Consider the following 12805-nt stretch of genomic DNA (forward strand, 5'->3'; position numbering starts at 1 on the left):
CTATATAGGGCAAGAGACCTCATCCTGCTGCCGGAATCACCGCAAGTTCAGCCCTTGAGGGCTACGGTGCGGATCCCGTACACAGTTCAGGAGAAACGCATGAGTACCAGCCAGGGTTCTGCCAATTGGAGCGGGGATCTCAAGTCAGGCAGCGGTTCGATTTCCACGCTCAGCGGCGCGCTCAAGGAAGCCCGTATTCCTTCACCAAACGCTTCGAAGGCGAAACCGGCCTCAACCCGGAACAACTGATCGGCGCGGCCCACGCGAGCTGTTTTCCATGGCCTTGTCGATGATGCTCGAACAGGCCGGGATGGCACCCGAATACGTGCACACCCAGGCCACGGTGACTCTGGACAAGGACGGCGACGGTTTCGCGGTCACCGGGTCGCATCTGGATGTGCTTGCCAAGATTCCGGGCGGCGACCCGCAGAAGTTCGAAGACGTTGCGGCTCAGGCCAAGGCCGGTTGCCTGGTGTTGAAGCTGTTGTCCTGCAAGATCACGATGGCGGCCGAACTCGAGACCTGAGCCCGCGCTTGCTCGATCAGCGTCTATGCTCTCCTCGTCCGTCCGCACGAGAGGGCCCCGATGAGCGGAATCCGCACCACCGAACAACATGGGATCTACACGGTCGTCATCGACCGTTCCAACCGGCGCAATGCCGTCGATCGAAAGATCGCGGCGGCGCTGGCCGCGGCCGGGGACATTCCGCCGGAAACCCTGCGCGAGGCCGGCGTCAAGAAATCGCTGCCGCCGCTTTATGGTGCGCTGCTCAAGAACGAGCAGGACGTGCACCTGTTCGAGCGCCTGGCGTTCATGGCGCGCCGCAGCTGAGCTTGCCGTGCGCGGCCGCAGGGGGCGCGCGCCTTTCGTCCCGCGGCATCGACCGCTGAGTCAGTGATGGCGCCGCGCAGGCACCGATCTGCGATATCCATACAGGCGACGCCTCCGGTCGGGGGGCTGGGGCGTCAATACGGCGGCGGCCGAACTGCAAATCGGTCGCCGCTCTTGTCGACGGAACGACCGACTTGGTCCGTAGCTTGCATGGAGCGCAGGCATGTGGCGCCTACTTCTACCCTTGAGCCTTTGCGCGATGAGCTGTCTGTCGCCGGTGGCCGCGGCTGAAGACGACGAAGTCTCCTTTGTATTCCGCATCCCCTTCGGCGCCAGCAGTGATGAGGTTCGCGATCGCGAGGTCGTGCGCGCCGTGCTGGTGATCCGTGAGCGCGACCCCTACGAGGAAATCGCCTGCGAGATCATCTGCAAGCGTGCCGAACGGCCGGAAGACCCGATCGAAATCGACTTCGAGGCGCTTGCCAGCGGAATCCGCAGCCTGTCCGCACCGATTCCGTTTACCGTCTATGGAGACGGATACCACAGCGAGAACCCATACGAGGCACGCTCGGTGGTGTACCGCAGGCCCGTGGTCGGCAGCCCGATCCAGGTGATCGCCGAGCGCTTTTCGAGCGAACCGGCATTTCCGATCGAGGACGAAACGCCGGTCGAATGAGGCGTGGTGAGCCCCGCGTATCCGGCAGTTCGCAAACCCCGCAGGTAACATGATCGGCGTGCCCCGACGCTGGACATCGTCATGACCGTTTCCGAATCCGTAGTGCCCGGCCCGCGTCCGATCCGTGCGCCGCGCGGCAGCCAGCTGAGCTGCCGCAACTGGCTGATCGAAGCCGCGTTCCGCATGATTCAGAACAATCTCGACCCGGAAGTGGCCGAGCGCCCCGACGATCTGGTGGTCTATGGCGGCATCGGCCGCGCGGCGCGCGACTGGGCCTGCTTCGAGAAGATTCTCGAAACCCTGAAGCGTCTGGACGAAGACCAGACCCTGTTGATCCAGTCCGGCAAACCGGTCGGTGTATTCCGCACCCATGCCGACGCGCCGCGCGTGCTGATCGCCAACTCCAATCTCGTTCCGCACTGGGCCAGCTGGGACCACTTCAACGAACTCGATCGCAAAGGCTTGATGATGTACGGCCAGATGACGGCCGGTTCCTGGATCTACATCGGCAGCCAGGGCATCGTGCAGGGCACTTACGAAACCTTCGTCGAGGCCGGTCGCCAGCACTATGGCGGCGATCTGGCCGGGCGCTGGATTCTGACTGCGGGTCTCGGTGGCATGGGCGGGGCGCAGCCGCTGGCGGCCACGATGGCCGGCGCCTCGATGCTTGCGATCGAATGTGACCCCACGCGCATCGACATGCGTCTGCGCACCGGTTATCTGGATCAGAAGGCCGACACGGTCGACGAAGCCCTGGCGCTGATCGACGAAGCCTGCGAAAGCCAGCAGGCCATTTCCGTCGGTCTGCTCGGTAACGCCGCCGAGATCCTGCCGGCGCTGGTGCGGCGCGGAATTCGACCCGACATGGTTACCGACCAGACCTCGGCGCACGACCCGGTCAACGGCTATCTGCCGGCCGGCTGGACGCTCGAACAGTGGCACCAGCGGCGCCGGCACGATCCCGCCGCCGTGGTCAAGGCCGCCAGTGCCTCGATGGCCGTCCACGTCAAGGCGATGCTCGACTTCCAGAAGCTCGGCGTTCCCACCTTCGATTACGGCAACAACATCCGTCAGGTCGCGCAGGAACATGGCGTCAGGAACGCCTTTGATTTTCCGGGTTTCGTGCCGGCCTACATCCGCCCGCTGTTCTGTCGCGGCGTCGGGCCGTTCCGTTGGGTGGCGCTGTCGGGCGACCCCGAAGACATCTACAAGACCGACGCCAAGGTCAAGGAACTGCTGCCGGACGATGCGCACCTGCACCGCTGGCTCGACATGGCGCGAGTACGCATTCAGTTCCAGGGCCTGCCGTCACGCATCTGCTGGGTCGGGCTCGGCGATCGCCATCGTCTGGGGCTGGCGTTCAACAAGATGGTGGCCAGTGGAAAGCTCAAGGCGCCGGTGGTGATCGGGCGCGATCATCTCGACTCCGGCTCCGTCGCCAGCCCCAATCGGGAGACCGAAGCCATGCAGGATGGCTCCGACGCCGTTTCCGACTGGCCGTTGCTCAATGCCCTGCTCAGCACCGCCGGTGGCGCCACCTGGGTGTCGCTGCATCATGGCGGCGGTGTCGGCATGGGTTTTTCTCAGCATGCCGGTCTGGTCATTGTCTGCGATGGCAGCGATGCGGCCGCCAAGCGCATCGGTCGCGTGTTGTGGAACGATCCGGCCAGTGGCGTGATGCGCCACGCCGATGCCGGCTACGAGACCGCCATCGATTGCGCGCGCGATCAGGGCCTGGATTTGCCGATGGTGGATTGACTCGTACACCGCGGGCTCTGGCTCACAGAGAGTTCAGGCGCTGTCGCTTAGCCTCGTGCCTCGTCCAAGGCAATCAGGAGCACAGCATGAGCACGAACCAGGGTTCAGCGAAATGGAATGGCGGACTCAAGTCCGGCAACGGTTCGATCTCCACGCTCAGCGGCGCACTCAAGGACTTTCCGTATTCGTTCAGCAACCGCTTCGAAGGTGAAAAGGGCCTCAACCCCGAAGAACTGATCGGCGCCGCGCATGCGAGCTGCTTTTCAATGGCGCTGTCGATGATGCTGGAGCAGGCCGGCATGCCGCCCGAGCATGTCCACACCCAGGCCAGCATCACGCTGGACAAGGATGGCGACGGTTTCGCCGTCACCAAGTCGCACCTCGACGTGATCGCCAGGATTCCGGGCGCGGAAGCGCAGAAGTTCGAGGAGATCGCGGCGCAGGCCAAGGCCGGCTGCCCGATCTCCAGGCTGCTCAGCTGCGAGATCAGCATGGCGGCTCAACTCGAAGCCTGAGGCGATCGGGCTATGCTTTCCGGACGATCGTTCCGGAGAGCGACATGACCAACATTACAAGCTCGACTGAAGCTGGCGTCCTCACGGTCACCATCGACCGCCCGGCGCAGCGCAACGCGGTGGATCGCGATACCGCAAGCGAACTGGCCGAGGCCTTCCGAACATTCGACCGCGATCCGGCGCTGAGCGTCGCCATTCTCACTGGCGCCGGCGCGCACTTCTGCGCCGGCGCCGATCTCAAGGCCGTGGCCAGTGGTGATCCGAGCATGATGAACCGGTTGGACGCGGACGGCGACGGCCCCATGGGACCGACCCGGATGGCATTGTCCAAGCCGGTGATCGCCGCGATTTCCGGCTACTGCGTGGCCGGCGGCCTGGAGCTTGCGGCCTGGTGCGATCTGCGCGTGGCCGACGAAACCGCAGTGTTCGGCGTGTTCTGCCGCCGCTTCGGCGTGCCCTTGATCGATGGTGGCACGGTCCGTCTGCCACGCCTGATCGGCATGAGCCGCGCAATGGACATGATCCTGACCGGACGCGCCGTGGACGCGCGGGAAGCCCATGCGACCGGACTGGTCAATCGGCTCGTGCCGGCCGGCGAGTCGCTGGAGCAGGCTCGGACACTGGCGGGTCAGCTGGCGGCCTTTCCGCAGATCTGTCTGCGCAATGACCGCCGCGCCGCCCAGGCGCAATGGCATCTGGATGAGCCTGCGGCGCTGCGGCGCGAATTCGAGTTCGGCCAGGCCAGCCTCGCCAGCGGGGAAGCCGTGGGTGGCGCGCAGCGCTTCGAATCCGGCGCCGGCCGTCACGGCCGCTTCCGGCAGGATCGATGAGTTGTCGGCACAATCAGCCGACCAAAAATGGGGGCGCGTGCCAACGCGAGCCCGCTGCGAGGGGAGATGATGGCCAGGAAGTTGCCGCTGCTGGATTCCGGATGGTTGACGATGGAGACGCCGGAAACGGCGATGCATGTGGGCGGCCTGTTGCTGTTCAAGCTGCCCGACGACGCGCCCGAGGACTTCCTGCAGAACCTGCTGCGCGACCAGCTCGATCTGGATCGCGTGGGCGCGCCGTTCAATCTCAAGCTGCGCACGCGTCTGCCGCTGCAACTCGATGCCGCCTGGGTCGAGGATGATCGCTTCGATCTGGAATACCACGTCCGCATCACGGCGCTGCCGCGGCCGGGGCGGGTTCGCGAGTTGCTGGCACTGGTGTCGCGTCTGCATCAGCAGCGTCTCGATCTATGTCGTCCGCCCTGGGAGTGCTATCTGATCGAGGGCCTGGACGGCGGGCGCTTCGGCGTCTACGTCAAGATTCATCATTCGCTGGTCGATGGTGTGGCCGCGATGCGGCTGCTGCAGTCGCGGCTGTCGACCGGGCCCGACGAGAAGTCGCCGCCGATCTGGTCCGTGCAATGGAACGAAGGCCGCGCGCGCAGCAACACCCCGGCGCCGCGCCAGTCTCCAGCGCTCAGTCGTGCGATCAGGAGCTACGGTTCGGGTGCGAGGCAGTGGTTGGGCGGCCTGCGCAGGCGTGCCGACGACGGCTCCGGTCTGCCGCAGAAGGCGCCGGACACGATCTTCAACACGCGCGTCACGCCGGCACGGCGCTTCGCCGCGCAGTCCTGGGACATCGCACGGGTGCGCGCCGTGGCCAAGGCGCACGGTGCCACCCTCAACGATGTGTTTCTGGCGATGTGCAGCGGCTGTCTGCGCCAGTACCTGATCGAGCGCGAGGCCCTGCCGGACGAACCCTTGGTGTCCTATGTGCCGGTATCGGTGCGCGCCTCCGGTCAGCGCGACGACGGCGGTAACGCGATCAGCGCCGTGCAGGTCACGCTCGCGACCGATATCGCGGAGCCTTCGGCACGGCTCGCCGCCATCCACGGCTCGATGAACCACGCCAAGAAGAAGCTCGCCCGCATGGGGCGCGCCGAACTCGACGCCTACACCACGTTCAGCAATCTGCCGCTGCTGATCGGGCAGATGACCGGCTTGTCGGGCCGCATGCCGGCGCAGTTCAATCTGGTGATTTCCAATGTGCCCGGGCCGACAAAGCCGCTTTATTTCGGTGGCGCCGAATTGCTGGCGACCTATCCGGTGTCACTGATCTGGCACGGTTATGCCCTCAACATCACCGTGCAGAGCTACAACGGACACCTCGACGTCGGCTTCATTGCCTGTCGCGACACCGTGCCGCATGTGCAGCGCATGCTCGGTTATCTGGAAGACGCGCTGGCCGAACTCGAAGCCGCCGCGCCGACGGCGCGGCGCAAAGCTTAGGCGCGGCGGGCGACCAACAGCAGCGACGCCGGCGGCGTTGCTGTGTCGGCGCGCGGCTCGCGCAGTTCGACCAGTTGCAGCGCGCCGCGGTTCAAGAGTTCGCACCAGTTGTGGAGCGTGCGGAAATACCATGGAGCCGGCCGGGAAAAGCCGCCGCTGATGCCGGCCCAGGTGCCGTCGCGCCAACCGTCGACATAGGGGTGTTGTTCATCGCAGGCCAGCAGCGGGTGCAGGGTCTGAATCAACAACCAGCCGCCCGGATTCAGCAAGCCGGGAACGGCCGCGATCAACCCGTCCACCGACTGCTCGCCGAGCAGCGAGAAGTTCGCGACCAGGGCATCGAATTGGCGTGGCAGAGCGCCATTCGCCAGTGTCTCGTAGCTCATCTCGTGAAATTCGCCACCGCCCGACTGGCGCGCCGATTCGACCAGCGCGGCCACCGCGTCGACGCCGGTCACGCGCAGGCCGGCTTGCGACAGGCGCCGCGCCAGCCAGCCTTCGCCGCAGCCGAGATCGAGAACCTCGCGCGCACCGCACGCCAGTACGGCATCGACGATGGCCTGGTCGGTGACCTCGCGCCGGCTCGCGATCCGCGCCTCGCGCACGGCCTGCGTCCAGGGTTCGGCGTTGCTGGCCCAGGCGGCGAGGATGCCGACGTCATCCAGCCCGTTCATGCCTGCGCCCGAAGCATAGGTGCCGGCCGCTGCCGTGTTGCGGAGACGGCCTGCTCGGCCGCGAGCAGCACCGTTTTTCGTTGCGATCCCCAGTGGTAGTCGCCAATCGCGCCGCTGCTGCGAATCACGCGATGACAGGGAATCAGATAGGCCAGCGGATTGGCCGCCACGCAGCTGGCCACGGCGCGCACCGCGCGCGGCTCGCCGGCCGCCGCCGCCAGGCTCGAATAGCTGGCCACGCCACCGAAGGGTACGCGTAGCAAGGCTTCCCAGACCTTGATCCGCAGCGGAGTTCCCTTCAGCAATACGCCGAGCGATTGCTGCGGTGCCTCGCCGCGCATGCGTTTGGACAGTTCCTGTGCCGCACCGTCGTGGGCCGCAGGGTCGGCCACGTACTGCGCGCCCGGCCAGGCGGCGCGCAGTTCATCGAGTGCCTGCGCGTCGTCGTCGGCGAAGGCGATCCGGCACAGGCCGCGCTCGGTGCTGGCGAACAGGGCGCGGCCGAACGGCGTTGCTTCGAAACTCCAGCAGATGCGGAGACGGGTCGCGGCATCGCGGTATTCGCCGGGTGTCATGCTTTCGAGCCCGACGAATAGATCGTGCATGCGCGACGGACCGGACAGGCCACTGGATATCGCCGCATCGAGCACCGGGATGCGCTGCGCCAGCAACTGTTTGGCCTGCACCAGCGTCAGCGCCTGCTGGAAATCCTTGGGCGAGATGCCGACCCAGTCCACGAACAGGCGCTGGAAATGGAAGGGGCTGAGTCCCGCCCGGTCGGCCACGACGCGCAGTGGTGCGGTACGGCCTTCATCCGTGGCCAGAAACTCGATGATGCGGGCGATGCGGGTGTAGGTGTCCATCTCGGTGTACCGACGAGTCAGACGCTCATGTTCGCCGCTTCGTGCTCGCGTCGCCACCCGGAACTTGCGGCCGTCAAATCGGCCGGGTGGCTCCGTTATACTGATCGGCCCTGATTTTCCGGCCGCCTTCGGCCCAGACCGCAGATGTCCTCCAAGCGCCTGTACATCAAGACTTTCGGCTGCCAGATGAACGACTACGACTCGACCAAGATGGCCGACGTACTCGCGAGATCGCATGGCTACGAACGCACCCTGGTCGCCGAGGAGGCGGATCTGCTGCTGCTCAACACCTGCTCGGTGCGCGAGAAGGCGCAGGAGAAGGTTTTTTCGGAACTGGGCCGCTGGCGGCAATGGAAGGCCGAAAGACCGGATCGACTGATCGGCGTCGGCGGTTGTGTCGCCTCCCAGGAAGGCGAGGCGATCGCGAAGCGCGAACCGCTGGTGGACGTGATCTTCGGACCGCAGACCCTGCACCGGCTGCCGCAGCTGATCGACCAGGCCGGCGCCGACGGACGCACCGCAGTGGACATCAGCTTTCCCGAGATCGAGAAGTTCGACCGCCTGCCGGAACCGCGCGCCGACGGACCGACGGCCTTCGTCTCGATCATGGAAGGCTGTTCCAAGTACTGCACATTCTGCGTGGTGCCGTATACGCGCGGCGAGGAAGTCTCGCGGCCGATGGAGGACGTGCTGGTCGAATGCCTGCGTCTGGTCGAACAGGGGGTTCGTGAAATCACCCTGCTGGGTCAGAACGTCAACGCCTATCGCGGCGCCGCGCCGGGCGGGGAGGTTTGCGATCTGGCCCTGCTGATCCGCTATCTGGACCGCATCGACGGACTCGAACGCATCCGCTTCACCACCTCGCATCCCCTGGAATTCTCGGACAGCCTGATCGAGGCCTTCGCCGAGGTGCCCAAGCTCGCCAGCTATCTGCACCTGCCGGTGCAGTCGGGCTCGGACCGTATCCTCGGCATGATGAAGCGCAATCACAAGCGCGAGCTCTATATCGACAGGATCCGCCGGATTCGCGAGGCGCGTCCCGATATCTCGCTGTCCTCGGATTTCATCGTCGGCTTTCCGACCGAGAGCGACGAGGACTTCATGCAGACCATCGACCTGATCGGCGAGGTGCGCTGCGACGCCGCCTATTCCTTCGTCTACAGCCCGCGTCCCGGCACGCCGGCCGCCAATCTGTACGACGGCGTATCCGCCGAGACCAAGGCGCGTCGCCTGGAAATTCTGCAGGCGCGCGTGCGCCAGCTGTCGGATGCGTTCTGCCAGCGTCAGATCGGCCTGACCCAGTCGGTGCTGGTGGAGCGGCCGTCCAGGCGCGGCAACGGCCAGATCGCCGGTCGCACCTCGCACAACCGCTGGGTCAATTTCGACGGACCGGAGAGCCTCATCGGCCAGTTCGTGGACGTGGTCATCACCGAGGCCATGCCGAACTCCCTGCGTGGCCGCCTGGCTGGCGAGCGCGCCGCCGCGTGAGTCCCGCCACCACCAAGCCGCGCAGCCTCGACATGGTGCTGGAACCGGACGACTCGCAGCGCCTGTCGAACCTGTCCGGCCCGTTCGACGCGCATCTGCGCCAGATCGAACTGCGCCTCGGTATCGAGATCCGCAATCGCGGCAATCGCTTCCGTCTGCTCGGCCCGGAAACGGAAATCACGCGCGGCGAAGACGTGCTGCGCGCGCTCTACCAGCAGAGCGACGACGACGAAACCACGCTGACCACCGAGCACGTGCATCTGGCCTTGTCCGAGGCTACGGCGGGCGAGGTCGTGCAGGCGCGCAAGACCGAGGCCGTGCCCGGCGCCGAGGGCGAGGTCGTGATCCGCACCAAGCGCGGCGTGGTGCGCGGCCGCACGCCGCAGCAGAAGGCCTATCTCAAGGCGATCTCCGAGAACGATCTGTCGTTCGGTATCGGCCCGGCCGGCACCGGCAAGACCTATCTGGCCGTGGCCAGCGCGGTCAATGCGCTGGAACGCGATCGTGTGCGCCGCATCGTGCTGACGCGCCCCGCCGTGGAGGCCGGCGAGAAGCTCGGCTTCCTGCCCGGCGACATGGCGCAGAAGGTCGACCCGTATCTGCGACCGTTGTATGACGCGCTCTACGAAATGATCGGCTTCGAGCGCGTCGCGCGGCTGATCGAACGCGCCGTGATCGAGGTTGCGCCGCTGGCTTTCATGCGCGGACGCACGCTCAACGAATCCTTTGTGATTCTGGACGAGGCGCAGAACACCAGCGTCGAGCAGATGAAGATGTTTCTGACGCGCATCGGTTTCGGCAGCGTTGCCGTGGTCAACGGCGACACCACCCAGATCGACCTGCCCAAGCACATCCGGTCCGGCCTCAAGCATGCCAGCGAGGTGCTCGACAAGGTGCCGGGCGTGAGCTTCACGTATTTCCGCAAGGAGGATGTAGTGCGGCATCCGCTGGTGCAGGCTATCGTCGAAGCCTACGAGCAGCACGACCTCGCGCAGACCGAAGGGCCGGGCAACGGCCGGGGTGGCGCCGCTTGATCGAGGACATCGTGGTGCAGCGCCGTGTGGCGCCGCTCGGCATCCCGGCACCGGCCAGCCTGCGTGCCTGGGCCGCCGCCGCGCGCGAGGACGCGGTCGGCGAGATCACGCTGCGGCTGGTCGACGCCGACGAGAGCCGCGAACTCAACCGCGATTACCGCGGCAAGGACAAGCCCACCAACGTGCTATCGTTTCCGGCCGAAAGCCCGATTCCCGGGGAATTCATGCTGGGCGATATCGTGATCTGCGCGCCTGTGGTGGCTGCCGAAGCGGCCGAGCAGGGCAAACCACAACGAGCCCATTGGGCGCACATGGTGGTGCACGGTGTCTTGCATCTGCGAGGCTACGACCATATCGAGGAGCAGCACGCCGAGGTGATGGAAGCGCGTGAATGCGCGATCCTTGCGTCCTGTGGTTTCCCGGACCCTTACCAGCACGCGAAATGAGCGACGATCATAGTAGCCGCCCTCCCGAGAACGGGGGGGGCAACTGGTTCCGCAGACTGGGCAAGAGCCTGGCCGGCGGACCGCGCAATCTGGCGGATTTTCTTGAAGTGCTGGCCGAGGCGCAGGAGCAGGAACTGCTCGACGCCGACGCCGTGTCGATGATCCAGGGCGTGCTCGAAACCGCCGAGACCCAGGTCCGCGACATCATGGTGCCCCGTGCGCAAATGGTCGTGGTCGAAAGCGACTGGTCGCTGGACAAGATTCTGGACACCGTGGTCGAGTCCGGTCACTCGCGTTTCCCGGCGGTCGGTGATTCGCGCGATCAGGTCTCCGGCATCCTGCTGGCCAAGGATCTGCTGCGCTATTCGAAATCCGAGGCGCAGCCCGCGTTCAGTCTGGAATCGCTGGTCAGACCGGCGGCGTTCGTGCCCGAGTCCAAGCGCGTCAACATGCTGCTCAAGGATTTTCGCGGCAGCCGCAATCACATGGCGATCGTGGTCGACGAGTACGGCGGCGTCGCCGGTCTGGTCACGATCGAGGACGTGATCGAGCAGATCGTCGGCGATATCGATGACGAATACGACGAATCCGAAGGCGCGCTGATCCTCAAGCAGGACGAACGACGCTTTCTGGTCAACGGCCTGACGCCGATCGAGGAATTCAACGAATACTTCGAAACCGATTTCTCGGACGAGGAATTCGATACCGTGGGCGGCCTGGTGATTCATCGATTCGGCCACATGCCGCGACGTGGCGAAGCCGTCAAACTCGGGAAATTCCAGTTCAATGTGCAGCGCGCGGACAGTCGTCGCGTGCATCTGCTCCAGGTCACCCTGGCGGCGGAATAGCCGAGTCGGCACACGGCTTTCGCGAGCGGTGATTAGCGGTGATTAAACCAGTGGGATGGCACGCCGGGACGCGTGACCGCCTGTCTTCAATTCCGGGGAATGGTTCTGACTATTACTCGATTGCTGTTGCGGTTGTTCGTCGCGCTCGCCTTGGGCCTGAGCGCGCCGGGCGCGTCCGCGCAAACCGCGCGGCCGGACGCCAATCCGGAAATCAGCCTGATCACCTTCGGCCCCGGTGAAATCTATTGGGAGCGCTTCGGCCACAATGCGCTGCTGGTTCTTGAACGCTCGCGCGACGCGGCCACCGTCTACAACTACGGCATCTTCGATTTCGAGCAGAAGAATTTTTTCCTGAATTTCGCGCGCGGCAAGATGATGTACCGCGTCGCCGAGGAACCTTACAGCCGCGCCTTGCTGCCGTACGCCTACGAGGGGCGCTGGGCGGTGCAGCAGAAGCTCGCGCTCACACCCGGACAGGCCCGCGAACTGCGCGACTTCCTCAAGTGGAACCTGCGCCCCGAGAATGTCGAATACCACTACGACTATTTCATCGCGAACTGTTCGACCAAGGTTCGCGATGCCATCGATTCGGTGCTCGACGGCGCGCTGCGCAGCCAGCTGGAAGCCCTGCCGGCCGGCACCACGTATCGCCGCGAGGTCACCCGCCTGACGGCAGCCGAATCCTGGCTGATGCTGGGCATGGACGTGGCGCTGGGACCGGCCGCCGATGTGCCGGTCAACGTCTGGGAAGATGCCTTCGTCCCGATGAAGCTGATGAACGCGCTGCGTGGCGTGCAGATCGACGACGGCAAGGGCGGAAGCCGCCCATTGGTGGCGGAGGAAGTATCTTTGCTGCCGCAGCGTGCGGCCATCGAGTCAGCCACGCCGCCGGATCTGCGCCTGCCGTTCGCGCTGGCCGGCCTGCTGTTCGCCGCGCTGGTGCTGGGCCTGGGCTGCGTGCGCAGCCGCAAGCCGGCGCGTGTTGCGTTTTCGCTACTGGCAGATACGTTCTCGTTGATCACCGGGCTGGCCGGACTGGTGCTGCTGGCGTTCTGGCTGCTGACCGATCACTGGCCGGCCTGGCACAACCTCAACCTGCTGCTGTTGAACCCGCTGGCCTTGATTCTGTTGCCGACCTGGGTCCGCGCCGGTTTTTCCGGCTGGCATCCATCCAGTCGCGCCTACCTGCTCGGCTGCCTGCTGGGCCTTGCGGCGCTGCTGGTTACGGTGCTCGCGGCCACGCCGCTGGCGCCGCAGCAGAACCTGCAATGGGCCTTGCTGCTGGCGCCCAGCCATGTCGTGCTGGGGTGGTGTCTTTACCGGCGGCGAGCGCAGGCCTCCTGAGCCTTCCCCCGTTTTTTTTCGCTTGCTGTAACCCCAATCGTCGCGCCC

Annotated in this window: 12 protein-coding genes and 2 pseudogenes; 12 read left to right on the forward strand and 2 right to left on the reverse strand. The window is 65.5% G+C overall.

The window, feature by feature from the left end:
- The first annotated feature begins 99 nt into the window (after positions 1-99).
- The 7 genes and pseudogenes from RM530_RS18640 to RM530_RS05075 all read left to right on the forward strand — a co-directional run bounded on the left by RM530_RS18640 (position 100) and on the right by RM530_RS05075 (position 6060).
- Positions 100-526: pseudogene (locus RM530_RS18640) on the forward strand (OsmC family protein).
- A gap of 159 nt (positions 527-685) precedes the next feature.
- Positions 686-832: pseudogene (locus RM530_RS05050) on the forward strand (AAA family ATPase); the annotation flags it as partial.
- A 223-nt stretch (positions 833-1055) separates the two neighbouring features.
- A complete protein-coding gene (locus tag RM530_RS05055; protein ID WP_311364123.1) occupies positions 1056-1508 on the forward strand; it encodes a hypothetical protein in 453 nt (150 codons plus the stop codon).
- Between the two features lie 81 nt (positions 1509-1589).
- Positions 1590-3266 (forward strand): urocanate hydratase, encoded by a 1677-nt coding sequence (gene hutU / locus RM530_RS05060; RefSeq protein WP_311364124.1) that lies wholly within the window; start codon positions 1590-1592, stop codon positions 3264-3266.
- Positions 3267-3352: 86 nt separating this feature from the next.
- Positions 3353-3781 (forward strand): OsmC family protein, encoded by a 429-nt coding sequence (locus tag RM530_RS05065; RefSeq protein ID WP_311364125.1) that lies wholly within the window; start codon positions 3353-3355, stop codon positions 3779-3781.
- Positions 3782-3825: 44 nt separating this feature from the next.
- Positions 3826-4611: a crotonase/enoyl-CoA hydratase family protein gene (locus RM530_RS05070; protein ID WP_311364126.1), complete on the forward strand. Its 786-nt coding sequence runs from the start codon at positions 3826-3828 to the stop codon at positions 4609-4611.
- A 69-nt stretch (positions 4612-4680) separates the two neighbouring features.
- A complete protein-coding gene (locus RM530_RS05075) occupies positions 4681-6060 on the forward strand; it encodes a WS/DGAT/MGAT family O-acyltransferase (RefSeq protein ID WP_311364127.1) in 1380 nt (459 codons plus the stop codon).
- Here RM530_RS05075 and RM530_RS05080 read toward each other — a convergent pair.
- Both RM530_RS05080 and RM530_RS05085 read right to left on the reverse strand, forming a co-directional pair.
- Entirely contained in the window at positions 6057-6734 is a 678-nt protein-coding gene (locus RM530_RS05080) for a class I SAM-dependent methyltransferase (protein ID WP_311364128.1), read from the reverse strand. The two genes, RM530_RS05075 and RM530_RS05080, sit on opposite strands and share 4 nt — an antisense overlap.
- Complete coding sequence (locus RM530_RS05085) at positions 6731-7597, reverse strand: methylated-DNA--[protein]-cysteine S-methyltransferase (protein ID WP_311364129.1); 867 nt, start codon at positions 7595-7597, stop codon at positions 6731-6733. Before RM530_RS05085 ends, RM530_RS05080 begins: the two co-directional genes overlap by 4 nt.
- 144 nt (positions 7598-7741) lie before the next feature.
- Here RM530_RS05085 and miaB point away from each other — a divergent pair, with 144 nt between their 5' ends.
- The 5 genes from miaB to RM530_RS05110 all read left to right on the forward strand — a co-directional run bounded on the left by miaB (position 7742) and on the right by RM530_RS05110 (position 12757).
- Complete coding sequence (miaB, locus tag RM530_RS05090; RefSeq protein ID WP_311364130.1) at positions 7742-9085, forward strand: tRNA (N6-isopentenyl adenosine(37)-C2)-methylthiotransferase MiaB; 1344 nt, start codon at positions 7742-7744, stop codon at positions 9083-9085.
- Positions 9086-9117: 32 nt separating this feature from the next.
- Complete coding sequence (locus tag RM530_RS05095; RefSeq protein WP_349256182.1) at positions 9118-10119, forward strand: PhoH family protein; 1002 nt, start codon at positions 9118-9120, stop codon at positions 10117-10119.
- Positions 10116-10565, forward strand: a complete 450-nt coding sequence (ybeY, locus tag RM530_RS05100) for an rRNA maturation RNase YbeY (protein WP_311364132.1) — start codon at positions 10116-10118, stop codon at positions 10563-10565. The genes RM530_RS05095 and ybeY overlap by 4 nt, the downstream gene beginning before the upstream one ends.
- Positions 10562-11413, forward strand: a complete 852-nt coding sequence (locus tag RM530_RS05105) for a CorC family transporter (RefSeq protein WP_311364133.1) — start codon at positions 10562-10564, stop codon at positions 11411-11413. Before ybeY ends, RM530_RS05105 begins: the two co-directional genes overlap by 4 nt.
- A 99-nt stretch (positions 11414-11512) precedes the next feature.
- Positions 11513-12757, forward strand: a complete 1245-nt coding sequence (locus RM530_RS05110; protein WP_311364134.1) for a lipoprotein N-acyltransferase Lnb domain-containing protein — start codon at positions 11513-11515, stop codon at positions 12755-12757.
- The last annotated feature ends 48 nt before the right edge of the window (positions 12758-12805 follow it).

It is taken from the genome of Banduia mediterranea, assembly GCF_031846245.1.
In the GTDB taxonomy this organism is placed as follows: domain Bacteria; phylum Pseudomonadota; class Gammaproteobacteria; order Nevskiales; family Nevskiaceae; genus Banduia; species Banduia mediterranea.

Bases quoted from the DNA above. Each gene is read 5' to 3' on its own strand.
- miaB (WP_311364130.1), top strand. From the start codon at position 7,742: ATGTCCTCCAAGCGCCTGTACATCAAGACTTTCGGCTGCCAGATGAAC.
- RM530_RS05095 (WP_349256182.1), top strand. From the start codon at position 9,118: ATGGTGCTGGAACCGGACGACTCGCAGCGCCTGTCGAACCTGTCCGGC.
- hutU (WP_311364124.1), top strand. From the start codon at position 1,590: ATGACCGTTTCCGAATCCGTAGTGCCCGGCCCGCGTCCGATCCGTGCG.
- RM530_RS05065 (WP_311364125.1), top strand. From the start codon at position 3,353: ATGAGCACGAACCAGGGTTCAGCGAAATGGAATGGCGGACTCAAGTCC.
- RM530_RS05055 (WP_311364123.1), top strand. From the start codon at position 1,056: ATGTGGCGCCTACTTCTACCCTTGAGCCTTTGCGCGATGAGCTGTCTG.
- RM530_RS05085 (WP_311364129.1), bottom strand. From the start codon at position 7,597: ATGGACACCTACACCCGCATCGCCCGCATCATCGAGTTTCTGGCCACG.
- RM530_RS05080 (WP_311364128.1), bottom strand. From the start codon at position 6,734: ATGAACGGGCTGGATGACGTCGGCATCCTCGCCGCCTGGGCCAGCAAC.
- RM530_RS05075 (WP_311364127.1), top strand. From the start codon at position 4,681: ATGGCCAGGAAGTTGCCGCTGCTGGATTCCGGATGGTTGACGATGGAG.
- RM530_RS05110 (WP_311364134.1), top strand. From the start codon at position 11,513: ATGGTTCTGACTATTACTCGATTGCTGTTGCGGTTGTTCGTCGCGCTC.
- RM530_RS05070 (WP_311364126.1), top strand. From the start codon at position 3,826: ATGACCAACATTACAAGCTCGACTGAAGCTGGCGTCCTCACGGTCACC.
- RM530_RS05105 (WP_311364133.1), top strand. From the start codon at position 10,562: ATGAGCGACGATCATAGTAGCCGCCCTCCCGAGAACGGGGGGGGCAAC.